This window comes from Arthrobacter sp. P4_F11 (genome assembly GCF_056401395.1).
Window position 1 is genome coordinate 108,006 of sequence record NZ_JBFUJK010000011.1, and the last position, 24,464, is coordinate 132,469.

20 protein-coding genes are annotated in these 24,464 nt (G+C 69.5%); 13 read left to right on the top strand and 7 right to left on the bottom strand.

The genetic code is table 11. The features are described 5' to 3' along the window. Positions 1-16 precede the first annotated feature (16 nt). Positions 17-598 carry a YdcF family protein gene (locus AC1DRO_RS13585; RefSeq protein WP_476951197.1) on the bottom strand — a complete coding sequence of 194 codons (582 nt, stop codon included), beginning with the start codon at positions 596-598 and terminating at the stop codon, positions 17-19. Between the two features lie 60 nt (positions 599-658). Here AC1DRO_RS13585 and thiL point away from each other — a divergent pair, with 60 nt between their 5' ends. Genes thiL through rsmD form a run of 4 tightly spaced genes read left to right on the top strand, consistent with a single transcriptional unit; the run spans position 659 to position 5,745 of the window. Next, a complete protein-coding gene (gene thiL / locus AC1DRO_RS13590; protein WP_476951198.1) occupies positions 659-1,741 on the top strand; it encodes a thiamine-phosphate kinase in 1,083 nt (360 codons plus the stop codon). Positions 1,742-1,763: 22 nt separating this feature from the next. Then, on the top strand, positions 1,764-2,849 hold the full coding sequence (locus tag AC1DRO_RS13595; RefSeq protein WP_476951228.1) for a DAK2 domain-containing protein: 1,086 nt from the start codon (positions 1,764-1,766) through the stop codon (positions 2,847-2,849). Then, entirely contained in the window at positions 2,839-5,091 is a 2,253-nt protein-coding gene (locus AC1DRO_RS13600; protein ID WP_476951199.1) for an ATP-dependent DNA helicase RecG, read from the top strand. The genes AC1DRO_RS13595 and AC1DRO_RS13600 overlap by 11 nt, the downstream gene beginning before the upstream one ends. A gap of 39 nt (positions 5,092-5,130) precedes the next feature. Next, a complete protein-coding gene (gene rsmD, locus AC1DRO_RS13605) occupies positions 5,131-5,745 on the top strand; it encodes a 16S rRNA (guanine(966)-N(2))-methyltransferase RsmD (protein ID WP_476951200.1) in 615 nt (204 codons plus the stop codon). Here rsmD and AC1DRO_RS13610 read toward each other — a convergent pair. From AC1DRO_RS13610 to AC1DRO_RS13620, 3 genes are read right to left on the bottom strand one after another with little or no spacing between them, the layout of a single operon-like run. Then, positions 5,742-6,527, bottom strand: a complete 786-nt coding sequence (locus AC1DRO_RS13610) for a spermidine synthase (protein WP_476951201.1) — start codon at positions 6,525-6,527, stop codon at positions 5,742-5,744. The two genes, rsmD and AC1DRO_RS13610, sit on opposite strands and share 4 nt — an antisense overlap. A gap of 2 nt (positions 6,528-6,529) precedes the next feature. Then, positions 6,530-7,738: an aminotransferase class I/II-fold pyridoxal phosphate-dependent enzyme gene (locus AC1DRO_RS13615; protein WP_476951202.1), complete on the bottom strand. Its 1,209-nt coding sequence runs from the start codon at positions 7,736-7,738 to the stop codon at positions 6,530-6,532. Next, complete coding sequence (locus tag AC1DRO_RS13620; protein WP_476951203.1) at positions 7,735-8,595, bottom strand: SDR family NAD(P)-dependent oxidoreductase; 861 nt, start codon at positions 8,593-8,595, stop codon at positions 7,735-7,737. The genes AC1DRO_RS13615 and AC1DRO_RS13620 overlap by 4 nt, the downstream gene beginning before the upstream one ends. A gap of 102 nt (positions 8,596-8,697) precedes the next feature. Here AC1DRO_RS13620 and coaD point away from each other — a divergent pair, with 102 nt between their 5' ends. The 7 genes from coaD to AC1DRO_RS13655 all read left to right on the top strand — a co-directional run bounded on the left by coaD (position 8,698) and on the right by AC1DRO_RS13655 (position 14,486). After that, positions 8,698-9,198: a pantetheine-phosphate adenylyltransferase gene (coaD, locus tag AC1DRO_RS13625; protein WP_028277957.1), complete on the top strand. Its 501-nt coding sequence runs from the start codon at positions 8,698-8,700 to the stop codon at positions 9,196-9,198. Between the two features lie 174 nt (positions 9,199-9,372). Continuing rightward, positions 9,373-9,897, top strand: coding sequence for a YceD family protein (locus AC1DRO_RS13630; RefSeq protein ID WP_079553424.1), 525 nt, complete (start codon positions 9,373-9,375; stop codon positions 9,895-9,897). A 36-nt stretch (positions 9,898-9,933) separates the two neighbouring features. Continuing rightward, positions 9,934-10,137 carry a 50S ribosomal protein L32 gene (rpmF, locus tag AC1DRO_RS13635; protein ID WP_009356569.1) on the top strand — a complete coding sequence of 68 codons (204 nt, stop codon included), beginning with the start codon at positions 9,934-9,936 and terminating at the stop codon, positions 10,135-10,137. 21 nt (positions 10,138-10,158) lie between these two features. Next, positions 10,159-10,881 carry a ribonuclease III gene (gene rnc, locus AC1DRO_RS13640; protein WP_243177156.1) on the top strand — a complete coding sequence of 241 codons (723 nt, stop codon included), beginning with the start codon at positions 10,159-10,161 and terminating at the stop codon, positions 10,879-10,881. A gap of 9 nt (positions 10,882-10,890) precedes the next feature. Next, entirely contained in the window at positions 10,891-11,859 is a 969-nt protein-coding gene (gene mutM, locus AC1DRO_RS13645) for a bifunctional DNA-formamidopyrimidine glycosylase/DNA-(apurinic or apyrimidinic site) lyase (protein ID WP_476951204.1), read from the top strand. Positions 11,860-12,156: 297 nt separating this feature from the next. Next, positions 12,157-13,356 (top strand): MFS transporter, encoded by a 1,200-nt coding sequence (locus tag AC1DRO_RS13650; protein WP_476951229.1) that lies wholly within the window; start codon positions 12,157-12,159, stop codon positions 13,354-13,356. Then, positions 13,353-14,486, top strand: coding sequence for a TolB family protein (locus tag AC1DRO_RS13655; RefSeq protein ID WP_476951205.1), 1,134 nt, complete (start codon positions 13,353-13,355; stop codon positions 14,484-14,486). Before AC1DRO_RS13650 ends, AC1DRO_RS13655 begins: the two co-directional genes overlap by 4 nt. A gap of 16 nt (positions 14,487-14,502) precedes the next feature. Here AC1DRO_RS13655 and AC1DRO_RS13660 read toward each other — a convergent pair whose 3' ends face one another. The 3 genes from AC1DRO_RS13660 to AC1DRO_RS13670 are packed head-to-tail and all read right to left on the bottom strand — an operon-like array spanning position 14,503 to position 19,222. Then, positions 14,503-15,474, bottom strand: a complete 972-nt coding sequence (locus AC1DRO_RS13660; protein ID WP_476951206.1) for an NAD-dependent epimerase/dehydratase family protein — start codon at positions 15,472-15,474, stop codon at positions 14,503-14,505. After that, the gene (locus AC1DRO_RS13665) at positions 15,471-18,206 is read right to left on the bottom strand and encodes an alpha/beta fold hydrolase (protein ID WP_476951207.1); all 2,736 of its coding nucleotides are present in this window, start codon (positions 18,204-18,206) and stop codon (positions 15,471-15,473) included. Before AC1DRO_RS13665 ends, AC1DRO_RS13660 begins: the two co-directional genes overlap by 4 nt. Further along, entirely contained in the window at positions 18,200-19,222 is a 1,023-nt protein-coding gene (locus AC1DRO_RS13670) for a 3-oxoacyl-ACP synthase III (protein ID WP_476951208.1), read from the bottom strand. Before AC1DRO_RS13670 ends, AC1DRO_RS13665 begins: the two co-directional genes overlap by 7 nt. A gap of 262 nt (positions 19,223-19,484) precedes the next feature. On the opposite strand from AC1DRO_RS13670, the gene smc reads away from it, so the two are divergent. Continuing rightward, positions 19,485-23,129, top strand: a complete 3,645-nt coding sequence (gene smc, locus AC1DRO_RS13675) for a chromosome segregation protein SMC (protein ID WP_476951209.1) — start codon at positions 19,485-19,487, stop codon at positions 23,127-23,129. Between the two features lie 88 nt (positions 23,130-23,217). Then, entirely contained in the window at positions 23,218-24,429 is a 1,212-nt protein-coding gene (ftsY, locus tag AC1DRO_RS13680) for a signal recognition particle-docking protein FtsY (protein WP_476951210.1), read from the top strand. The last annotated feature ends 35 nt before the right edge of the window (positions 24,430-24,464 follow it).

Below are 24,464 nucleotides of genomic sequence, written 5' to 3' on the forward strand. Positions count from 1 at the left end.
GGTCGGGAGCGTCGGATCAGTTGCGGTCCGTGGCGCATTCCGGCCGCAGCGACACATCGATCAGGCCGCCCGTTTCGATGACGAAGCGTCGGATCCACTGGCCCAGATCCAGGTCCGGATGCGAGGCGACCATCTGTACGTCCGCCGTCGTGCACTGCCCGATCAGGCGGCCCGCACGGGTGACGTGGTAGCTGGAGGTCACTACGGTGACGGACTTCCAGCCGTTGGCCTCGATCAGACGGGAGACGGCCCGCGCTTCTCCACGAGTGTCCAGGTTGGGGGGCCTGAAACAGATGACAGACGGGTTCGGAAAGACTGCTGCATTGCACGCCTCATCCGCAGCACGGTTGCCGAACGTGTCCGTGTGCGAGATTACCAGGACAGGGATGTGAAATTCGGCCTGGATCTGGCGGGCCACTGGCAGGCGTTCGGTGGCCGCGCCGCCCAGCATGATGATGGCGTCCGTCCGGCGCACGCTGAGCGGATCCACGTTGACGAACAGTTGAACCGCAATGAGCAGCCAGAGCAAGATGCCCCCGACGGCGAAGGCGACCACCCTGCGGGTGGCTGTATTCACAGCGGCGACGGAAGAAGGCACGGCTAAGAGTTTACGTCGCTCTCGCCAAACAGGTGTCGGGCCTCGCGGTAGCGTAGGGCTGTGCCTGAAACTGTGCCTGAAACTCCTGTCTCCGACGCCGTGCCCGCGGACGTCGCACTGACCGTTGCCCGTCTCTCGGAGTCCCAGCTGCTGGGGCGCATCTTCCCGCGGCTGACGATCCCGCAGCCCGATGGCGCCCCGGCGGCGGCGTCGTACTTGCTGCTGGGGCCGGGGGACGACGCCGCGATTGTCGCCGCACCGGACGGACGGACCGTGGTGAGCATCGACACCCAGGTGGCGGACCAGGATTTCCGGCTCGAATGGAACAACGGCTACCGGACCACCGGGTACGACGTCGGCTGGAAGGCCGCGGCGCAAAACCTCAGCGACATCAACGCCATGGGCGCCCGGGCCACATCCGTTGTGGTGAGCCTGACCATGCCGCCGGAGACCCTCGTCTCCTGGGTGGAGGATTTCGCGGACGGCCTCGTGGCCGGCATCAGGGGGCTGGGGGCTCCGGCCTGCGCGGTGGCCGGCGGCGACCTCGGCCGCGGCCGCGAACTGGCGGTCAGCGTGGCGATCCTGGGGACCCTTGACGGCAAGGAGCCCGTCCTGCGCTCCGGGGCCCGGCCGGGGGACACCGTGGCCCTGGCGGGAACGGTAGGCCGGGCCGCCGCCGGGCTGGCGCTGCTGGAGTCGGACGTCCCGGTGGGCGCCCTGACTGCCGGGCAGCGTTCCCTCCTGGACACCCAGTGCAGGCCGCAGCCGCCGCTCGCCGCCGGACCGCTGGCCCGTGAGGCGGGGGCGTCCGCCATGATGGACATCTCGGACGGCCTGGTCCGGGACGGAAACCGCATGGCGGCCGCCAGCCGCGCGGTGCTGAACCTGGACGCCGCCGCCCTGAAGGAGCTGGCCGCCCCGCTGCTGCCGGCGTCGGATCGGTTGGGGGCCGACCCGATGGCCTGGGTTCTCGGCGGCGGTGAAGACCATGGGCTGCTCGCCACTTTCCCGGCAGGGGTTCCGCTCCCGCCCGGGTTCACTGCGATAGGCTCAGTAGAGGCCCCTGCACCAACCGAAAGCACGGGAGTTACGATCGCGGGCAGGCCCGCTGACGCTGTGGGATGGGATCACTTTGCAGACTAAGATTGCCGCCAACGCGCAAGCGATGAAGCGGTGGTTGGGCAAGGCGGAAACAACGCTCGGCAACCACAGCGACCGCCTGAACGCCATCAACATCTTTCCGGTAGCCGACGGCGACACCGGCACCAACCTCTACCTGACCGTCCGCGCCGCGGCTCACGCCGCGGACGCCGCCGTGCCGGGACACCCGGATGGGGCACCGGACCCAACCCTGCATGACGTTGGCGCCGTCCTGGCGCAGGCCGGCCAGGTTGCCATGGAGCAGGCCCGCGGGAACTCGGGAACGCTGTTCGCCGTCTTCCTCTGCGCTGCCGCCGAACCTCTGGCCGGGCACACCCGGATCAGCTCACCTCTGCTGGCTGCGGCCCTGAACCGGGCCCAGATCCGGGCCTGGTCCGCGCTGAGTGATCCAGTGCCCGGCACCATGCTCTCCGTCATGGAGGCTGCCGCCCGGGCCGCGGCCGCCGTGGACTCCGCGCACGACGGCGATGACAGCAACCAGACGCTGGGGCTGGCCCTGGACGCCGCCGTCGAGGCGGCCCTCGCCGCCGTGGTCCGCACGGAGGAGCAGCTCGATGCCCTGCAGGCCGCCCACGTGGTGGACGCCGGCGGCGTGGGCATGCTGCTGATCCTGGACTGCCTCCGCTCCGCCGTGCTGGGCGAGGAGCTCCAGAGCGAACTGCTGGACGGACTGCACGGCTACGACGTCCAGGATCCGCATATCCACGTCGGCATGCCGCGCGACGAAGGTGTCGAAGTCATGTGCACCATTTCCCTGTCCCCGCTGGACGCCGCCATGATGCGCCAACGGCTCGACGAAATGGGCGACTCGGTGATCATGAGCCAGGTTGGCGGCGGCGCTGACGCCGCCGGGCGCTACCGCTGGCGTGTCCACGTCCACGTCCTGGATGCGGACCTCGCCGTCGCGCTGATCCGTTCCCTGGGCGAGCCCACGGATATTTCCGTGAGCGAACTCGCAGTCCCGCGCGACCCGGAGGCACCGGCCGCTACAGTTGCCGCCACCGCCGCCGCACCCGTTGTCGCTGCTGCTGCTCCTGCTGCCCCGGCGCGTGCCGCCGAAACCCGAAACCCCGACGGACATGCACGCTGAACTTGAACTGGGCCTGGAGCGCCGCATCGGCAAGCGCTCCGCGGCTGTCATCGAAAAACACCTTGGCATCACCACTGTCGGCGGGCTCCTGAACTATTTTCCCCGCCGCTACCTCAGCCGCGGTGAGCTCACTCCCATCAGCGAGGTCCCGCTGGACGAGGAAGTGACCCTGATCGCCCGGGTGGTCTCCAACAGCACCCGGCCCATGCGCGCCCGGCGCGGCTCCCTCACCGACGTCGTGGTCTCCGACGACGCCGGCGGTGCCGCTTCCACGCGGGCCGCCGGCGCACTGCCGGGCACGCTCAAGGTCAGCTTCTTCAACGGGTTCCGGGCCAAGGCCGAGCTGCAGCCGGGCCGGCGCGCCATGTTTTCCGGCAAGGTTACGCGCTACGCCGGATCCCTCGGCCTGACCAACCCGGATTTCCTGCTGCTGGACGAGGACCCCGAAACGCCGGGCATCGACCCCGAGAAGCTCGCCGCCATGCCGATCCCGGTGTACCCGGCCACGGCGAAACTGACCAGCTGGTCCATCCAGAAGGTCATCTCGACACTGCTGGACACCGTGGAACTGGAAACGCTCGGCGACCCGCTGCCCGCCGAGATCGCGTCGCGGGAAAAGTTCCTGCCGGTCGCAGACGCCTACCGGCTGATCCACGCCCCGCAAACCCCGGCGGACTACCAGCGCGCCCGCGACCGGTTCCGCTACCAGGAAGCCCTGGTGCTCCAGTCGGCCCTGGCCCGCCGCCGCGCCCAACTCGCCGCCGAGGAAGCGACGGCCCGCCGCCCGGCACCGGACGGGCTGCTGCCCGCCTTCGACCGCCAGCTCCCGTTTACCCTGACCGCCGGCCAGGCCGCCGTCGGCAAGACGCTCTCCGACGAGCTCGCCCAGGACTCGCCCATGAACCGGCTGCTGCAGGGCGAGGTGGGCTCCGGCAAGACGATCGTGGCGCTGCGCGCCATGCTGCAGGTGGTGGACGCCGGGGGACAGGCTGCCCTGCTGGCGCCCACCGAAGTCCTCGCCGCCCAGCACTATGAATCCATCCGGCGCACGCTCGGACCGCTCTCCCGGGACGGGATGCTCGGCGGGTTCGGACCGGACGCCGTCCAGGTCACCCTGCTCACCGGCTCCATGCCCACCGCGGCGCGGAAGCAGGCCATGCTCGACGCCGCCTCCGGAACGGCCGGAATCGTGATCGGCACCCACGCCCTGCTCAGCGACAACGTCTCCTTCTACGACCTTGGCCTGATCGTGGTGGACGAACAGCACCGCTTCGGCGTGGAGCAGCGCGACGCCCTCCGGGCCAAGGCCAGCAAACCGCCGCACCTGCTGGTCATGACCGCCACCCCGATTCCCCGGACCGTGGCCATGACCGTGTTCGGCGACCTCGAAACCTCCGTGCTCGATGAGCTGCCCGCCGGCCGCGCCCCCATCTCCACCCACGTGGTGGGGCTCGCGGAACACCCGGGGTGGGCCACCCGGATCTGGTCCCGGTCGCGGGAGGAGATCGACGCCGGCCACCAGGTCTACGTCGTTTGCCCCAAGATCGGCACGGACGACGACGGCGACTTCACCCCGGGCGAGGCCGAACCGTCCGCCGCGGACCTCGAAGGCGAGAACGGTTCCCGGGAACTCGCCTCGGTCACCGGCGTCGTGGAACACCTCCAGGACGAACCGGCCCTTGCCGGGGTGGCTGTGGCACCGCTGCACGGCAGGCAGGACCCGGTCCTGAAGTCCGAGACCATGGCCTCCTTCACAGCCAACCAGACCAAGCTGCTGGTCTCCACCACCGTGATCGAAGTCGGCGTGGACGTCCACAACGCCACGCTCATGGTCATCCTGGACGCTGACCGATTTGGCATCTCCCAGCTCCACCAGCTGCGCGGCCGGGTGGGCCGCGGCGGGCTGCCCGGAACCTGCCTGCTGGTCACCACCCTGGAGCCGGGCCATCCGAGCCGGCGCCGCCTGGATGCCGTCGCCGCCACCACCGACGGCTTCGAACTGTCCCAGGAGGACCTCAAGCTCCGCCGAGAGGGCGACATCCTGGGCGCCTCGCAGTCCGGCGGGCGCTCCACGCTGAAACTGCTGCGCGTGCTCGAACACGAGGACGTGATCGCCCGGGCCCGGCAGGACGCCCAGCGGATCGTGGCCGCCGATCCCGCGCTGGCGGGCCAGCCCCGGCTTGCGGCCGCGATCGATGAATACCTGAACCCCGAGAAGGAGGCGTTCCTTGAACGCGGCTAGGACCACGAGCCAGGCAAACACGTCCGCGGGGGTCCGCGCATGAGCCGGATCATTGCCGGTGCGGCCGGCGGCAGCACGCTGAACAGCGTGCCCGGGAACCTGACACGGCCCACCACCGACCGTGTCAAGGAGGCCCTGTTCTCCCGGCTGGACGCCTTCAACGTCATCGCCGGCGCCCGCGTGCTCGACCTGTACGCGGGATCCGGCTCGCTGGGGGTGGAGAGCGGCAGCCGCGGCGCGGACTCCGTGGACCTGGTCGAATTCGACGCCAAGGCAAGCGCCGTCTGCCAGCGGAACGCCGAACTTGTCAACACCGTCACCGGCCGCAAGGTCGTCGCCGTGCACCGCTCCAAGGTCGAATCCTTCCTCGACCGGGCCGCCGACTCCGCGATCTGGGACCTGGTGTTCCTGGACCCGCCCTACCCCCTGGACGAGCCGGCCCTCGCTGCCGTGCTGGCCAAGCTCGTGCCGCACCTGGGCGAGGGAGCGGTCGTGGTAGTGGAACGCTCGTCCCGGAGCCCCGAGCCGGCATGGCCCCAGGGCATGGAACGGTTTGCCGAGAAGAAGTACGGCGAAACCCGGCTGTGGTTCACCGAGCCCGGCGTGGAAGCCCTGGACGCTGTGGAAGCAGCGGACCTGGAAGCAGGGGACTAGCCGGCCAGCGCGTCCAAATCGACGCCGGCGAGCAGCCGGGCCGGATGCGGACCGCGCGCCGTGAGCGCCGCCGTCCAGACCTCCGGCCACGGCCCCTGCGTCCCGGTCAGGATGATGTTCCCGGGGTACCGGCCAGTGAACATTCCGGCCTCCGCGAAGGCCGAGACGTCGGCCATGGCCTGGCGCATGGCCGCGATCTGGCTCCGGACCAGGGTCAGTCCGGGTTCGTCGCCCACGTTGACGATCAACACGCCGCGCGGCGTCAGCCGGGCCGCCGCCTCCTGGTAGAACCCGGTACACGCGATGTGTTCCGGCGCCTCCGGCCCGGAGAAGATGTCCAGGATCAGGACGTCGAAGCGCAGGTCCGCCGGAAGCCCGGCGAGGGCGTCGCGGGCATCGCCGATCACCGTGTGCAGTTCGGTCCCCTCCGGCAGGGGCAGCTGAGCGAGCACGAAGTCCAGCAGTTCCCGCTCCAGCTCCACCGCGTACTGAACCGAGCCGGGCCGGGTGGCCTGGATGTAGCGGGCCAGCGTCAGGGCCCCGGCGCCCAGGTGCAGCGCCGTGATCGGCTCGCCCCACGGGGCGGCGAGGTCCACCACGTGCCCGATCCTGCGCAGGTATTCGTAGAAGATGTCCGCGGGGTCGGCCAGGTTGACGTGGGACTGCTCGGCGCCGCCGATGCTCAGCACGAAGCCGCCGTCGGTAAAGGGATCCGGTTCGATCACGGCGTGCTGCCCGGTGGTCCGCAGGAACCGCGAGGCCCCGGGTTGCTGCCCGGCCATGTTCACAGCCTGTCGCGCAAGGTCGCCAGCCGCTCGGCGGCCTCCTCCAGCACGTGCAGCTGCTTGCAGAACGCGAAGCGGAGCAGGCTGCGGGTGCGTTCGGCGCCGTCGGCGTGGCAGAAGACGGGCACCGGGATCGCGGCGACGCCCACGAGGGCCGGCAGTCTGCGGGCCAGCTCCACGGAATCGGTAATCCCCAGCGGTGAGGTGTCCACGTTGACGAAGTAGGTTCCCTGCGGGGTCAGCACGTCGAGACCGGCAGCGCGCAGGCCCTCGCTGAGGATGTCCCGCTTGTACCGGAGGGTGTCGGCGATGCCGGCGTAAAACTCGTCCGGAAGCCCCAGGCCCACCGCGATCGCGGCCTGGAAGGGCGTGCCGGAACTGTAGCTCAGGAACTGCTTGACCGTCCGGGCGGCGGCCACCAGCTCCTCCGGCCCGGAGAGCCAGCCGATCTTCCAGCCGGTGAAGGAGAACGTCTTGCCGGCCGAGGAAATGGTCAGCGTGCGCTCCGCCGCCCCGGGCAGCGTCGCGATCGGGATGTGCCGCACACCGAACGTCAGGTGCTCGTACACTTCGTCGGTGACGATGACGGCGTCGTATTTAGCGGCCAGTTCGACGACGCGCTCGAGCACCTCGCGGGGGAACACCGCCCCGGTCGGGTTGTGCGGATTGTTGATCAGCACCAGCTTGGTGCGGTTGCTGAAGGCGGCCTCGAGTGCGGCCAGGTCCGGCATGAAATCCGGGGCCAGGAGCGGGGCGGTGACGTGCGTGGCGCCGGAGAGCCCGATGATGGCGCCGTAGGAGTCGTAGAACGGCTCGAAGGTGAGCACTTCATCTCCCGGACCTACCAGCGCGAGCAGGGCGGCGGCGATGGCCTCCGTGGCGCCTGTAGTGACGATGATTTCGGTCTGCGGATCCGGGGCCAGCCCGTAGAACCGCTGCTGGTGCACCGAGATCGCCTCCCGCAGCGGCAGGATGCCCTTGCCAGGCGCATACTGGTTGGCTCCGGCGGCGATCGCGGCCTGGGCGGCCTCCTTGATCTCCACGGGGCCGTCCTCGTCCGGGAAGCCCTGGCCGAGGTTGATGGCGCCCGTGCTCAGGGCCAGGGTGGTCATCTCCTCGAAGATCGTCACGCCCAGCGAGCCGTCGGGGGAGAGCAGGTTGGCGCCGGTTGCGGCGCGCTGCCACGGCAACGGCATGCGGGGGCTCATCGGGTGCCCGCCTTCTCGTCCCGGCCGGTGAAGCTGTCCATGGTGGTGTAGATCCCAAAGACCTTTCCGCCCACGAAGTCCCACGCCCGCACCGGCAGGATGCCCTTGAGCACTTTCCCCAGCGTGGCCATGGCGGGGGCGATCAGCTGCGGCCGCCCGGCGGTCGTAGCGCGCCATGCCCTGTCCACGGCATCCTCCGGTGTCATGAGCGGGGTCAGCAGGGGACCGCGGGCTCCCTCGAACATGCCGGTGGAAATGTAGCTGGGGCAGAAGGTGGTGACTTTCAGGTGGCCGTAGCCCTGCTGCTCAAGCTCGAGCCGGAGCGAGTCGCTCCAGCCGATGACGGCCCATTTCGAGGCCGCGTACACGCTCATCCGCGGATTCGAGACCGTGCCGGCGGCGGAGGCAACGTTGAGGATCCGGCGCGGGCGGCCGGCGCCGGCCATCATGTCCGGCAGGAACTCCAGGGTGACGTACATGGGGGCGAGGGCGTTGATGTCCATGGTCAGGGCGATGTCACGGTCCGGGGCGTGGTCCCAGAAGTACGCGCCGCGGACAATCCCGGCGTTATTGACCAGCAGCGCCAGCGGTCCCTCGGCCCTGGCCTCCCGGGCGGCGCCGGCAATCGCGGCGCGATCCGCCAGGTCCACCGTGCGGGGGACGGCGCGGGCGCCCAAAGCGGCAACTTCAGCGGCGGTGCCGGCCAGGGCATCGGCGTCGACGTCCCAGAGGATCACCACCTCGGCACCTTCGCGGGCGGCGCGGAGGGCGTAGAGCCGGCCCATGCCGCCGGCGGCACCGGTGACCAGCACCACGCCGCCGTCCACGGTGAAAGGCGGCGCAGTGACAGGCCGCACAGTGACAGGCCGCACAGTTAAAGGAGAAGTCGCGCGATTGTTCGATGCTGACATTCAGCCATGTTATCCCGGGCTGCGGCGCGGATACGGTAGGTTCGGAGCATGAGACGCGCTGTTTGCCCTGGCTCTTTTGACCCCATCCACAATGGACACCTGGAAGTCATTGCGCGTGCCGCGGGCCTCTTCGACGAGGTGATCGTGGCCGTGTCCACGAACTATTCCAAGAAGTACCGCTTCAGCCTGGAGGAGCGGATCGACATGGCCAGGGAAACGTTCGCGTCCTTGCGCGGGATCGTGGTTGAACCCGTGGGGGAGGGTCTCCTGGCCGAGTACTGCCGGCAGCGCGGTGTCTCGGCGATCGTCAAGGGCCTGCGTTCGTCCTCGGACTTCGACTACGAGCTGCCGATGGCCACGATGAACCGGCAGCTGACCGGTGTCGAGACGGTGTTCCTGCCGGCGGAAGGCCACTACCTGCACCTGTCCTCCACCCTCATCAAAGAGGTCTTCGCCCTCGGCGGGGACGTCTCGGACTTTGTTCCCCGCTCCGTGCTGAAACGGCTGGCCCCGGGCGAGCCGGTCCCGAACCGGGCGCGCAAAGTGTAAGCTTGACCGGTACTCGGCGGCCTGCTGCCGGTTGCGAGGCCCGAATCAGAGGCCGCTTGTGGTGTGAACCGCCGGCGTGCCCCCGGTTTGAGTCCGTCCGGAAGTTCAGGCTAAGATAGTACGTCGGTCATATGTTCAACAGGAGTTCTCATTAAACGAGATGCTAGTTCGCCCTTGGCGTTCGACGTCAAGGACCTCGGACGCAGTCCGGGAAGCATGCGGACGCTGACGGAACATGTACCCGCGCCAAGTGATCTTGGCGTGGCGCTCATTGGCGTGCAGGAAGGCTCGGATGTCGAGCTCGACCTGCGGCTTGAGGCCGTACACGAAGGAATTCTGGTATCAGGAACCGCGCACGTTGAAGTTACTGGCGAATGCGGCCGATGCCTGGATCCCCTTGCGTATGACCAAGAGGTTGATGTGCAAGAACTTTTCTTCTACGAGGATGCTGTGTTCTCCGACGAAGAAGACGAAGAAGAGCAACGTCGAGTCGAGCACGATCTGATCGATCTTGAGCCGGTGTTGCGGGACGCAGTTGTCACCATACTGCCGTTCCAGCCGGTGTGCCGGGAAGACTGCCAGGGCCTTTGCTCCGAATGTGGAGTGCGCCTGGAAGACGAGCCGGGGCATCACCACGAGGTCGTAGATCCTCGCTGGGCCGCCCTGGCTGACTTGGCTAAGCCTGACCGGCAAAACTGATTTGTAAGTGTTTTTCTAGAGAGAAATGAGTTAGCCGTGGCTGTCCCGAAGCGGAAAATGTCTCGCTCGAATACCCGCGCCCGCCGCTCCCAGTGGAAGGCAACTGCCCCCCACCTGGTGAAGACTGTCGAGAACGGCCAGGTCACGTACAGCCTGCCGCACCAGGCAAAGGTCGTTACCGACTCGGCTGGCACTGCGCTGTTCCTTGAGTACAAGGGCCGCAAGGTCGCAGACGTCTAATCCGCCAACAGGCTGAAAAAGATGTCTTCAACTGAAGAGCTTCTGAAGCGTCTCGGTGTCACTATTGACGCCGGGACGCTTCGTCTTGCGCTCACACACCGTTCCTATGCCTACGAAAACGGCGGCATCCCCACCAACGAACGGCTCGAGTTCCTGGGCGACTCCATCCTGGGGTTCTCCGTGACGGACGCGCTGTACCGTGACAACCCCACGCTGCCCGAAGGCGACCTGGCCAAGCGCCGTTCCGCCGTTGTCAGCACCCGGGCGCTGGCCGGCATCGGCCGCAGCATCGGGCTGGGGGAGTTCATCTACCTTGGACAGGGCGAAAAGCTCACCGAGGGCAAGAACAAGGCCTCCATCCTGGCGGACACCATGGAGGCGCTGATCGGCGCCACCTACCTCTCAAACGACATCGAGACGGCCCGGCAGCTGGTCATGCGGCTGGTCGGCCCGCTGTTGAAGGACGCCGCCGCCCTCGGCGCGGGTACCGACTGGAAGACTTCCATCCAGGAGCTCGCCGCCAGCCGGCAGCTTGGGACCATTAACTACGCGGTTGACGGCTCCGGGCCGGACCACGCCCGGACGTTCGAGGCGGTGCTGCGGATCGGCGGCACGGACTACGGCACCGGCACCGGCAACTCCAAGAAAGAGGCCGAACAGGAAGCCGCCGCCGACGCCTGGCGCCGGCTGACCGCCCCGGCCGCGCCGGATCCGCAGCAGCTGCAGTCCCAGACCGGCAGCTAGGCGGCGGCGTTGCCTGAACTGCCCGAGGTCGAGGTGGTCCGGCGCGGCCTGGTGAGCTGGGTGCGGGGCCGGACCATCACCTCCGTCGAGGTCCTGGACCCGCGCTCCCTGCGCCGGCACGCCCTGGGACCGGAAGACTTTGCCGGCAACCTTGAAGGCGCGAGGGTCCTGGACGTGGTCCGCCGCGGCAAATTCCTCTGGATGCCGCTGGCGGACACGCCCGCCCCGTCCGGGAGTTTCCCGGCCGCTGAGCCGGGCCCCGCCGTCGCACTCATGGCCCACCTCGGCATGTCCGGTCAGCTGCTGATGCAGGACCCCGGCGTTCCGGACGAAAAACACCTCAAGGTCAGGCTGCGGCTCAGCCCCGCCGAGGGCATGCCCGAGCAGCTCCGGTTCGTGGACCAGCGCATCTTCGGCGGCCTGTTCCTCACGTCGCTGGTCCCCACTGACGACGGCGGCCCCGGCGGCCTCGCCGAAACACCGCTGCCGCTCATCGCCGAGGAAGCCTCGCACATTGCCCGGGACCCACTGGACCCCTTCTTTTCATTCGACACCTTCTACCGGCGCCTGCGGGCACGCAAAACCGGGCTCAAGCGGGCGCTGCTGGACCAGGGCCTGGTCTCCGGGATCGGCAACATCTACGCGGACGAGGCCCTCTGGAAGGCGCAGCTGCACTATGCCCGGCCCACCGACACGCTGCGCCGCGCCGACGCGCAGCGGGTCCTCGACGCCGCCCGCGAGGTCATGGCGGATGCCCTGGCCGCCGGAGGCACCAGCTTCGATTCGCTCTATGTCAACGTTAACGGCGTCTCCGGGTACTTCGATCGGTCCCTGAACGCCTATGGCCGCGAGGGCCGGGAGTGCAAGCGCTGCGCCGCCGCCGGCCGGGTCAGCCTGCTGAAGCGGGAACAGTTTATGAACCGCTCGTCCTATACCTGTCCCGTCTGCCAGCCCAGACCCCGTAACGGCCGCTGGTAGAGCGCCCAAAAACAAGTAGTCCTACGCTTACGCACCCCTCATGGCCGATGACAAACTGTGGCCATGGGAGCTGGGGACTATAGAAATTGTTATCGCGTCGGCGTTAACCGCCGACACACTGCTGTGCCGAAATCCGATCGCGTACCTGCTGATGCGTCGCGGCGGACGGTAGCACTGAGGGACAACACGGCGCCGGGTGCGCAGGGGTAGGCCACCGTGTACATTTCGATGGCCGACCGCACCGGCGGCAAGAAGAACTCCACCGATACAGGGACGGAGTCCCTGTCCGGACCGGGCGTGGCCTTCCGGCTTTCGCCTGTCATTCTGTGGCTTGGCATCGTCAGCATGGCCACGGACATCTCCTCGGAATCGGTGTCCGCCATTCTGCCGCTGTACATCACCGGATTTCTCGGGCTATCAACTATCGCCTTCGGCTTCATTGAAGGGCTCAACCAGGGCGTCAGCGCGGTAGTGCGCATTGCTGCCGGGTGGGCCTCAGACCGCACGGGGCATCCGAAACGGGTGGCGGTTGCCGGCTACGGACTGTCCATGCTGGCCCGGATCGGCTTCCTGTTCGCCGGCGGGTTCTGGGCGATCACCGGAATCGTGACAGGCGACCGCATCGGCAAGGGCATCCGGACCGCGCCGCGGGACGCCCTGATCTCATCAGCTGCGCAGCCGGAGCACCTGGCCAGATCCTTCGGCGTGCACCGCATGCTGGACACCGTCGGCGCCGCAACGGGGCCGCTCCTGGCGTTCCTGATCCTCCTGTACATCCCCAACGGGTTCAGCACCGTCTTTGTCGTTTCGCTCGCCTTCGCCGTGATCGGCGTCGCCATCCTGGTCCTGGTGGTGCCGGACCGGAGGACGCCGCGGACGGCGCAGCGGCCGGACCGGGCACGCCCTGCCTTCAAGTGGAGCCAGCTGAAGGATGCTGGACTGACCCGGCTGCTCGTGACGGCGGGGATCCTGGCCTTGCTGACCGTCGGGGACGGCTTCATCTACCTCGTCCTCCAGGACCGGGATTCCTTCGCGGTGCAGTGGTTCCCGCTGCTCTATGTCGGAACCAACGTCGTTTACCTCGCCCTGGCCGTTCCCCTGGGCCGGTTCGCGGACCGCTGGGGCAGGACCAGGGTGTTCCTTGGCGGACACGGAGCGCTGCTGGCGTGCTACCTGCTGGCGGCGGTGCCGTTCGGCGGTCTTGGCGTCACGGTGGCCTGCCTGGTCCTCCTGGGCGTGTTCTATGCCGCCACCGACGGCGTGCTGGCCGCGCTGGCGAGCCGGCTGGTCAGACCGGACAAAGTGGCCACCGGCATCGGGGCCGCCCAGACAGTAGTGGCGCTGTGCCGGATGGCGGCATCGGCTGGCTTCGGCATCCTCTGGTTCGCCGTCGGGGCCTCTGCCGCAATGACGACGGCCGCCGTCGGCCTGGCTGCGGCGCTCGTGGCCGCGGCCGTGCTGATGCGTACCGCTAGTGCACAGGAGGCCGGTGCATGACGGCCACACGCACCGGGCGGCCGCCCGGAAAAGGATCCACATCCGGAAAACAATCCACCGGGCGCCCGCCCGGAAAAGGATCCACATCCGCAAGGGAAGCCTCGACCCGGGTCACGATCAGCAGGAAGCGACTCGCGGCGCTGTCGCTCATCACCGCCGCCGCCATCGCGGCGGCGGGAATCTACGCCGCACTGGCCTTCCAAGACGCCAAGGTCAGCCAGAGTGCGCCGCCGCCGGTCGATGTCACCACGTCCAAAAGCCTGCCGGCGGCCCCTTTCGTCCTCTTTCGCAACACCGCACCAGGCCAGGGTTTCGGCTCCGCCGCCACCGTGCCGCTGTCTGGCCCCGGCGGTCAGCGTGCCTTGAGCGAGGCAAGCTGCGACCGCGTCTACGGCACGCACGACCAGACCTTGTGCCTGCAGACCAAACAGGGGCTGGCCACCAACTTCCAGGCCACCGTGTACAACAGCATCTGGCAGGAGACGCGCAGCTGGCCGCTGCCCGGCATCCCCAATAGGGCAAGGACCAGCGCCGACGGGTCGCTGATGGCCACTACCGTCTTCGTGTCAGGCCATTCGTACTCCGCAGCCGGGTTCTCCACCGAAACAGTCATCCGGGACAAGGGAGGCCAGAGCAGCGGCAGCCTCGAGGGCTTCGCCCTGATGCTGGACGGGAGCCGGATCAAGGCCACCGACAGGAACATCTGGGGGGTCACGTTTGCGCCAGGAAAGCCCGACGTGTTTTACGCCACGGCGTCCTCGCAGGGGCACATCTGGCTGGTCCAGGGGAGCATTGCCGGCCGGACGCTCACCGTGGTCCGCAGCGGCGTTGAATGCCCGTCCGTTTCCCCGGACGGCACCCGAATCGCCTACAAGAAGAGCGACACCGGCACCCTGACGGGCCACCGCAGCATCGCCGTCGTGGACCTCGCCAGCGGCACGGAAACCGTGTTGTCGGAGAAAGAGAGCATTGACGACCAGATTGAGTGGCTGGACAATTCCACCCTGGTGTACGGCCTACCCCGGGACGGTTCCGAGGTGGACAGCAACATCTGGTCCCTTAAGACGGAACCGGCCGCACAGCCCGTCCTCTTCATTGAGCACGGGTCGTCCCCGTCGGTGGTCCGGTAGCTCGGCAGTGAGCCGCTCAAAGCGAACCGTAATACTCGGCCAGCCTCGCCAGGCCCTCGTCAAGCGAAACGGCAGGGGTCCAGTTGAGGAGTTCACGGGTCTCGCGCTGGTCGAACCAGTGGGCGGTGGAGAGCTGCTCGGCGAGGAATCTGGTCATCGGCGGCTCCTCGGACCGGCCGGACCGGGACCACACCTTCTCCACCACCGATCCCGCAGCCCGCGCGAGGCTGCCCGGCACCGTCCGCGACGGCGCAGGGACGCCGCCCGCGGCGCAAATGCCCGCCAGCAGCTCACCGACCGGGCGGGGTTCGCCGTTGCTGACCACGAGCGCCCGGCCGTGGATGTACTCCATCCGGTCAAGCGCGGCGACGATGGCCGAAGCGGCGTTGTCCACATAGGTCGTGTCGATCAGGGCCGCACCGGCATCGAGCAGCGGCAGGCGGCCGCGGCTGGCACGTTCCAGCACCCGTTCCACGAGCTGCGTGTCACCCGGGCCCCAGACGATGTGCGGGCGCACCGCCGCGACGCGGAAATCCTTCATATCCGCGGCCAGCGCCAGCAGTTCAGCCTCGGCCTTGGTGCGGGAGTAGTCGCCGTGCGCCCGGGCCGGGTCCGCCGGCTCGGCGCCCAGGCCGGCGATGGCGGCGCCGGAGTTGGCTACGGACGGGGAGGAGACGAACACCAAATCCCGCACGCCGGCCTCGCGGGACGCACGGAGCAGGCGGCGCGTGCCCTCGACATTCACGTCCTCGAAATCCGCGGCGCGGCCGGTGAAGGAGACCTTCGCAGCCAGGTGGATGACGCCCTCGGCGCCGGTGACGGCGCGCCGGACGGCGTCGTCGTCCGTGACGGACCCGGAGAGGTCCGCGGCGCCGTCGACGCCAGTGGGACGGCGCTGGAACGTGCTCACGGCGTGGCCCTGCCGCACCAGCAGCCGCGCGACTTCCCCGCCGAGCAGTCCGCTGGCGCCGGTGACGAGGACCCTCATGGCGTGCCCGGACGGCCGCCGGCCAGCACCGCCGAGGCCCACCGGGCCAGGCGCGTCCTGTCGATCTTGGCGTTGTGGCGGATGTCGGTCGGCTGGGAGGGGATGGCGAGCACGGCGTTGACACTGACGCCTGCCTGACGGGCCGCGTCCCGTACCCGCCCGGCGAGCTGCGGCGCGGCGGGACCGGCCCGGCGGACGGGAGGTACAGTCTCGACGACGGCGACCACCGCCTGCGTCCCGGACGGACCGACCCCGACGACGGCGGCCATCCCGACATCGGCCAGGCGTTCGATGGCCTGCTCGGCGCCCACGGGCGTCACCACAGTTCCCGGCGGCGTCACGACGTGTGCGAGGCGTCCTTCCACCCAGAGCCGGCCGGCGGCGTCGAGATGCCCGACGTCGCCGGTGCGGTGCCATCCGGCCGTGCGGACGCTCTCGCGCTGGGTCAGCCAGAGCCGGTCGTAGGCTTCTTTCACATGCGGGGCGCTGATGAGGATCTCCCCGCTCACACCGGCCTCCCTGACGGGCTCGTTCCCGGGTGCGGTGCCGTCCGCGGCCAGCGGGATGATGGCCACGCGGGCGCCCTGCACCGGCCGGCCCACGCACACGCCGTTGCCGGCGCCTGCCATGGTTCCGGCGGCGGCGTCGGCCGCGGCGGCACGGATCTGTTCGAGGCCGATGTCCGTGACGGGCAGCGCCTCGGTCATCCCGTACGGGGTGTGCAGCGAGGCCCGCGGCAGCAGCCGCTGCACCTCTGCGAGGAGGGCTTCAGGGACCGGCGCGCCGGCGGAGAGCAGCAGCTCCACGCGCCCCAGGGCCTCGTGTCCGGCCCGGCTCAGGCCGGCCCGGGTGGCCAGGACGTTGCGCAGCGCCGCGGGCGAGGCGAAGACCACCGTGGCGTCGATGGCTGCTGCGGCGTGCGCCAGCGCGCTGGCCGTCAGGGTGCGGGGGGCAGTGACGTCCATGGCGGGCGTCACCGAAACGGCTCCGAGCGCCGGTCCCAGCAGGGCGAACGGCGCGAAGCCCGCCACCAGGCGTGCGCCCGGGCGGATCTCCAGCGTCGCGGCCACGGCATCGCGCATCGCCGCCAGCCGCCGGTGAGTGTAGACCACGCCCTTGGCGGGCCCGGTGGAACCGGAGGTGAACAGCACCGCGGCGGGGGCGTCCGGGCCCGGAACCGGGGCCGTGCCCGGGCGAGGGAGTCCGGGGCTGAGGCCGGCTCCGTGGCGGGCAAGGGCAGCCAGGGAGGTCTCGACGGCGAGGAGCCGGCGGCGCCGGGCCGGCAGGTCCCGCACGCTGATGCGCCGTCCCGGCCAGCCAAGTACCGAGGCGGCTGCCAGGGCCTTGTCGATTCCGATGAGGAAGTCCGGGGTGGCGCCCTTGACCGCACGGCTCAGGCCGCGGGTGCCCAGGCCGGCGTCGGCCACGATCACCACCGCGCCGAGCCGCAGGCAGGCGTAGAGGACCACGGTCAGGTCCACGCCCGGGGGAACCATCAGGCTCACCCGGGTGCCGTTCCGTACACCGGCGTCCTGCAGGCCCGCCGCGAGGGCGGCGATGTTCTGTTCGAGCTCCTGCCAGCTGAGCGAGCGGGCGACGCTGCCGTCCGTGGCCATTTCCGCGACGGCGGTATCCCCGGCCGCTGGTCCCGCCGCCAGCTCGGCGAGGGCCGCCCAAAGGGGCGGGACCCCGGCGCCGGGCTGCAGGGGCCCGGTCCCGAATTCCAGCGACTGGTGGTTGGCCGGTCCGTCGGAGGGGCCGTCGGCCAGTTCGTTGGCCGGTCCGTCGGCTGGCCCGCTGTCCGGGCCGCACTCGGCCAGCCACTCAAAGACGGGCGCGGCGATGTCCCGGTCTTCCGCGACCAGGTGGCCTGCCCCCTCGAAGCGGTGAACTTTCGCGTCCGGCAGCCGGCCGATGAGGTCCTTGAGGTACCGGTCGGAAAAGATCGGATCGCGCGGGCCCCAGAGCATCAGGGCCGGAACCCTCAGCCCGCGCACCCCTTCCGCGACGCGGCTGAGCGTCGGAAAGCTGGGGTGGGACGCGTCGGCGGGAATGTCCGCGACAAAGTTCCCCACGCCGGAGCGTCGGTCGGCGCCGCGGTAGGGGGCCATGAAGGCGCCACGGACATCCGGGGCGAGCGGCGGGCGGGCCAGGGCATGCGTCACGCGCAGGAAGGTGTCCGTCCCCGTCGTTCCCCAGCGGTGCACGGCAGGGTGCAAGGCAAGCCGCAGCGCCGGCGGGATGCGGGAGCCGGAGGGCTGGTGCACGGCCGTGTTGGTCAGCACCACGCCGGCCAGCTGCTGCGGATGGGCCACGGCCCAGCCCAGGCTGATCACGCCGCCCCAGTCGTGGCCGACGGTGACGACCGGCCCGTCCAGGCCGAGCGCCGCGGTGAGGTCGCCCAGGTCGTTGATCCGGTCTTCCAGGCGCCGGAACGTGCCGGTGCGCTCGGAGAAGCCCATGTCCAGCTGGTCCACGGCCACCACGCGCCACGGATGTGCGGGGTCGGATCCGGCGGCCAGCAGGGTCCGCCACAGGTAGGACCACGTCGGGTTGCCGTGCACGCACAGCAGGGTGCCGGCAGGTGTCAGGCCGCGGCGCGTGAGCTGGGCACCGTTGTCCAGCAGGTGCCAGCGGCGCACGGTGCCCGGCTCATCCGCGGCGGAGGTGGACGCCACATCGATTTCGCGCGACCATTCGGGGTCGACGCCGGGCCAGTCGGCGGTTACCAAACGATTTCCACCATGGCGGTGTTCAGGCCGGAACCGACGCCCATGCACAGCACGCGGTCCCCGGCGGCGAGAGTCTGCGCTTCGGCCGCGAGGGTCATGGGGAGGGAGGCCGGGCCCACATTGCCCCAGTGCGGGAACGTGATCGGCACCTTGTTTGGGTCCAGGTCAATGGCGTTGATGATGGCCTGGGTATAGGCATTGCTCACCTGGTGCGTGACGTACCGGTCCATCGAGGCCCAGTCCCACTCCGGCTGGGCCTCGTGCCAGGCATCGACCACGAGCTGCAGGCCGCCGTCGAGCAGGCCTTTGGTGTCGGTGGCCATGCCGTCAATGCTGCCCACGCACAGTTCATGGTGCTCGGTGCCGGCACGCATCACGCCGCCGAGGACCCGGTGCGCCCCGGGGTGCTCGTCCGCCGGGCCCAGGACGGCCGCAGCCGCTCCGGAGCCGAGCGTCAGTGTGGCGAACTCGCGGTTGAAGTCCTCGCGGGTCGTCTCGGGCCGCTGCAGCCGGGCCAGGGTGGCCTCCTGCGTTGCCTGGGCATCCTCACCGTTGACGATCATCGCGTACTTGATCTGGCCGGAGTCAATCATGTTGGCCGCCAGCGTCATGCCGTTGACGAAGCCAAGGCAGGCGTTGGCCAGATCAAAGTTCATGGCCGACGAAGGCAGGCGCAGTCCGTGATGGATCTTCACCGCGACGGACGGTTCGAGGTTGCGCCGCGTCACGGAAGTGTTGATCAGCAGGCCAATCTCGGACGCTTCGATGCCGGACTCGGCCAGGGCCTTTGCCCCCGCCTCGATGGCTGCGTCGTCGAACGATGTTCCGGGGGCCCACCAGCGCCGGTGCGTGATGCCCGCGACCCGTTCGAGCAGCTTCGGGGGGACCCTCAGCCGCCGCAGGGTCGAAGCCAGCCTGCGGTCGAAATCCATGGAACTGACGATCGTCGGAGCTTCGACGCTGCTTACCGAAAGTAGAGCGGTGTTGCTGTGCCGGAATGTTGCATTGCCTACCAATTCAAGCCCCTGTTCATGTCCGTCCTGCGCTCCGGCGGTGGCCGCTCACAAGCCCGAGAGCTTAACTATGCCCCGTGCAGGTCAATTCCCGCATATGCGGCCTCCGCCATCTGCGGCGGCTCCGCGCTGGTTCTGCGCGGAATGGCCGCAGATGCGCAGTAGATTGTAAGTATCCGGGACCGCCCCGGAACCCCCGTGTCCGTCCGAATCATGCTTTCGTCGGACAGCGGACCAGTCCGCCGACCAGGAGAACCGAAGCGCCTTGCACCTGAAAAGTTTGACCGTCCGGGGATTCAAGTCGTTCGCCTCGGCGACGACCTTTGAATTCGAACCGGGCGTCACCGCCGTGGTGGGCCCCAACGGCTCGGGCAAATCCAACGTGGTGGACGCGCTGGCCTGGGTCATGGGCGAACAGGGAGCCAAGACCCTCCGCGGCGGCAAGATGGAAGACGTGATCTTCGCCGGCACCTCGGGCCGGCCGCCCCTCGGGAGGGCGCACGTCTCGCTGACCATCGATAACAGCGACGGCGCCCTCCCGATCGAATACAGCGAGGTCACGATCTCGCGCACGCTGTTCCGGACCGGCGGCTCGGAATACGCCATCAACGGCGCGGGATGCCGGCTGCTCGATATCCAGGAGCTGCTCTCTGACTCGGGCCTGGGCCGCGAGATGCACGTGATTGTCGGCCAGGGCCAGCTGGACAAGGTCCTGCACGCCACCCCCGAGGACCGGCGCGGCTTCATCGAGGAGGCCGCCGGCATCCTCAAACACCGCCGCCGCAAGGAAAAGACGGTCCGCAAACTCGAAGCCATGCAGGCCAACCTGTCCCGGCTCAGCGACCTCACCGGCGAAATCCGGCGGCAGCTGACCCCGCTGGGCAAACAGGCCGAGGTGGCCCGGCGCGCCCAGAGCGTCCAGTTCGAGGTCCGTGACGCCCGCTCACGGCTCCTGGCCGACGACCTCGTTGCGCTGCAGTCCGCGCTGGCGCAGGACGTGGCGGATGAATCGGCGCTCAAGGCACGCCGCGCCGTCGTCGAACGCGACCTCGAGGCCGGGCGGCAGCGCCAGGTCATCCTCGAAGGGCTCGCGGCCGAGGCCACGCCCGCGCTGAACGCCGCGCGGGAGAACTGGTATTCGCTCTCTTCCGGGCGCGAACGGCTCCGTTCCCTCGGTTCGCTCGCTGAGGAACGCCGCCGCCTGCTCGGCGCCGCGGACGTGGTTCCGGACCCAGGCCGGGACCCGGACCAGCTGGAGCAGCAGGCCGCCCGCGTCCGCGACGAGCAGGCCGGGCTGGAACGGCAGATCCTGGACCGCACCGAGGCCCTGGACGCCGCGACAGCCGCCAAACACGCCGCGGAACAGGCCGCCGCCGCCGAGGACAAGCGGCTCGCGGCCCTGCTCCGGGCCGCCGCGGACCGGCGTGAAGGCCTGGCCAAGCTCGCCGGGCAGGTCGGCGCGGCACGGTCCCGTGTCGAGTCTGCCCAGGCCGAGCTCGGCCGTCTCCGCGAATCGCAAAAGGCCGGCGAGGAGCGCCGCCGCCAGGCGCACAGCGAGTTCACGGCCCTGGAAGCGCAGGTCGCAGGGGTCGAGGACGGCGAGGAATCGCTCGACGCCGATTACGAGGCCGCGAGCGAGGCCCTTGAAACCATCATCGCCGACATTGACGCCCTGAAGGCGGCCGAGCGCGAAGGCGAGCGGGAACGTGGTGCCCTCATGGCCCGCCGCGATGCCCTCCAGCTGGGCCTGAACCGCAAAGACGGCTCCGGGCATGTGCTCGGCGCGGCAGCCGGGGACCTGGCCGACGGGGTCCTGGGATCGCTGGCATCCATGATCACCGTGGATCCCGGATTCGAGGCCGCCGTCGCCGCCGCACTCGGCAGCGCATCCGACGCCGTGGTGGTCCGGGACCAGCAGACGGCCGCCGCTGCCGTGCGGCTGCTGCGCGCGGACGACGCCGGCCGTGCCGCGCTGCTGCTGGCCGGCCCCCCGGCCGGGTCCCCGCCGCCGGTGGCCGATGCGCTGTCGGCCGATGCATTAACCGGCGGCAGCACGCTTCCCGCGGGCGCGCGCTGGGCTGTCGATCTGGTGGATCTTGTGTCGGCTGCGGCACCGGACGCCGCCGGCCTGCCGCTGCCCGCCCTGCTGGCCGGCGTCGCCGTCGTCGAGGACCTGGATGCCGCAGCGCAGCTGATCGCCGCGCGTCCCGAGCTGACCGCCGTGACCCGGACCGGGGACGTCTTCACGGCGCTGACCGTGACCGGCGGGTCCGCGTCGGCGCCGTCGCTGCTGGAAGTCCAGGCCGCTGTCGACGACGCCGCGTCGAAGCTGGCCGCCGTCACCGCCGCGCTCGAACGCAACCGCTTCGCACTCTCCACCGCCCGGACCCGGCGCGCCGAAGCCCAGGACCGTGCCGACGCGGCCCTCGCGAAACTCCACGACTCCGACGCGAAACTCGCGGCCGTCGCCGAACGCCTGGGCCACCTGAACGCGGTGCTGCGCAGCGCCGTCGCCGAAAGTGAGCGGCTGGCCGCGTCCCTGGCCAGGGCTGAGGCCCAGATTGTCAGCGAACAAGGTGCGCTGGAAGCGGTGGCGGCCCGGCTCGCCGCGGCCTCAGAGGCCCCCGCGGAGCAGGAACCTTCCCCGGAGCACCGGGATGCCCTGGCCCTGGCCGCATCGCTGGCCCGCACGGCCGAGATGGAGGCCAGGCTCGCCCTGCGCAGCGCCGAGGAACAGCTCACGGCCACCCGAAACAGGGCGGCGTCGCTGGAACGGGCCGCCGCCACCGAACGCCGCGCCCGTGAGGAAGCCGCCGAACGGGCCCGCCGCCGCCGGCTCCAGGCCCGGCGCGCCGCCGCCGTCGCCGTCGCCGTGCAGCAGGTCATCGGATTCATCGACGTGTCCGTGGAGCTGGCCCGCCGCGAGCGGGACAGCGCCGAGGAACGCAAGGACGCCATGGACCGTGAACTGGCCGGGGTCCGCAGCGGCAACGACGCGCTGGCCCGCGAACTGGCCGAACTCACCGACTCCGTGCACCGCGACGAGCTCGCCCGCACGCAGCAGCGGCTGCGGATCGAGGCGCTGGAACTGAAGAGCGTGGAGGAGCTCGGGCTGACTGCCGGGCAGCTCGTAGCCGACTACGGACCGGACCAGCCCGTCCCGGTCCCTGCCGGCGACTCGGCGGACAAATGGGCCGCACTCCGCGCCCCGGTGGACGAGGACGGACGCGAGATTTCCGAGGGCAAGCCCTTCGTCCGTGCGGAACAGGAAAAACGGCTCAAACGCGCCGAACGCGACCTCGCGGCCCTGGGGAAGGTCAACCCGCTGGCGCTCGAGGAGTTCGCCGCGCTTGAGGAGCGCCACCAGTTCCTCAGCACCCAGCTCGAAGACCTGAAATCCAGCCGCAAAGACCTGCTGGACATCATCAAGGAAGTCGACGACCGCGTCCAGAAGGTCTTCGCCGAGGCGTTCGAGGACACCTCCCGGCAGTTTGTCCGCGTCTTCGCCCGGTTGTTCCCCGGCGGCGAGGGCCGGCTGGTCCTGACCGACCCCACCGACATGCTCACCACCGGCATCGAGGTCGAAGCCCGCCCGGCCGGCAAGAAAATCAAGCGGCTCTCGCTGCTTTCCGGCGGCGAACGCTCCCTGACGGCCGTGGCGCTGCTGGTGGCCATCTTCAAGGCACGGCCGTCGCCCTTCTACGTCATGGACGAGGTCGAGGCCGCGCTTGATGACACCAACCTGGGCCGGCTCATCACCATCTTCGAAGAACTCCGCGAATCCAGCCAGCTGATCGTCATCACCCACCAGAAACGCACCATGGAAGTCGCCGACGCCCTCTATGGCGTCACAATGCGCGGCGACGGCGTCTCCACGGTGATCAGCCAGCGGCTCAGAGCGGAGATCTAGGCAAACGTCCAGGTCCCGGCACGACGGCGTCCGCGCGCAACAAAAGCGCTGGCCACGGCCCATTTGGGGTTTGTGAGAAGCTAGGGGAGTGAACGATATCCTCCCCATCATTCTGCCCATTTTCGCTGTCCTGGTGGTCCTCGGTGTGCTGATCCCGGTGCTCATGAAGACCCGGAAGAGCGCCAAGACCTACACCGGCCCGCGTGACGCAAACGACCCCGTTGGGGCCCCGGGAGCCGGAACCCTTGTGGAGGACCGTCCCGCGCAGGCGCCGGCACCGGCACGGACCTCGCCGGACGGCGTCGAACTCGAAGAACCAACCCTCGAAGTTCCGGACGACGCAGCCGGGCTGGAAACCGTGCCGGTGGAAACCCCGCTGCCGGTGGCCGGGCGGCTGATGCGGCTGCGCGAGCGGCTGGTCAAGTCCAACAACATCCTGGGCAAGGGGCTCCTGGCCCTGCTCTCGGCAGACAAGATCGATGAAGACGTCTGGGATGAGGTCGAGGAAACCCTGCTGCTGGCCGATCTCGGCACCGAACCGACCATGCAGCTCGTGGACTCGCTCCGCGAACGCGTCAAGGTGATGGGCACGCGGGACCCTGAGCACGTCAAGGCCCTGCTCCGGGAGGAACTCATCAAGCTCGTGGATCCCACCATGGACCGGAGCCTGAACGTCGAGCGCCACGGCGACAAGCCCGCCGTCATGATGGTTGTCGGCGTCAACGGCGTTGGCAAGACCACCACCGTGGGCAAGCTGGCCCGCGTGCTCGTGGCCGAGGACAAGGACGTGCTGCTGGGCGCGGCGGACACCTTCCGCGCTGCCGCCGCCGAGCAGCTGGCCACGTGGGGCCAGCGCGTCGGCGTGCCCACCGTGAAGTCGGACATCGACGGGGCGGACCCGGCCTCGGTGGCCTACGAGGCCGTCAAGGCCGGCATCGACCAGGAAGTCGACGTCGTCATGATCGACACCGCGGGGCGCCTGCAGAACAAGGTGGGCCTCATGGACGAGCTCAGCAAGGTCAAGCGGGTCATCGAAAAGCTGGCCGAGGTGGACGAGGTGCTGCTGGTCCTGGACGCCACCACCGGCCAGAACGGACTCAACCAGGCCCGGGTGTTCTCCGAGGTCGTGAACATCACCGGGATCGTCCTGACCAAGCTGGACGGCACCGCCAAGGGCGGGATTGTCGTCGCCATCCAGAAATCCCTCGGGGTCCCGGTGAAGCTGATCGGCCTGGGCGAAGGCGCCGACGACCTCGCGCCGTTCGAGGCCGAAGGCTTCGTGGATGCGCTGCTGAACTAGCGCGCACCGCAACAAAAAGAGTGCCCCGGTCCTGT

Bases quoted from the DNA above. Each gene is read 5' to 3' on its own strand.
- AC1DRO_RS13595 (WP_476951228.1), top strand. From the start codon at position 1,764: ATGAAGCGGTGGTTGGGCAAGGCGGAAACAACGCTCGGCAACCACAGC.
- AC1DRO_RS13600 (WP_476951199.1), top strand. From the start codon at position 2,839: ATGCACGCTGAACTTGAACTGGGCCTGGAGCGCCGCATCGGCAAGCGC.
- rsmD (WP_476951200.1), top strand. From the start codon at position 5,131: ATGAGCCGGATCATTGCCGGTGCGGCCGGCGGCAGCACGCTGAACAGC.
- AC1DRO_RS13610 (WP_476951201.1), bottom strand. From the start codon at position 6,527: ATGGCCGGGCAGCAACCCGGGGCCTCGCGGTTCCTGCGGACCACCGGG.
- AC1DRO_RS13615 (WP_476951202.1), bottom strand. From the start codon at position 7,738: ATGAGCCCCCGCATGCCGTTGCCGTGGCAGCGCGCCGCAACCGGCGCC.
- coaD (WP_028277957.1), top strand. From the start codon at position 8,698: ATGAGACGCGCTGTTTGCCCTGGCTCTTTTGACCCCATCCACAATGGA.
- rnc (WP_243177156.1), top strand. From the start codon at position 10,159: ATGTCTTCAACTGAAGAGCTTCTGAAGCGTCTCGGTGTCACTATTGAC.
- AC1DRO_RS13655 (WP_476951205.1), top strand. From the start codon at position 13,353: ATGACGGCCACACGCACCGGGCGGCCGCCCGGAAAAGGATCCACATCC.
- AC1DRO_RS13660 (WP_476951206.1), bottom strand. From the start codon at position 15,474: ATGAGGGTCCTCGTCACCGGCGCCAGCGGACTGCTCGGCGGGGAAGTC.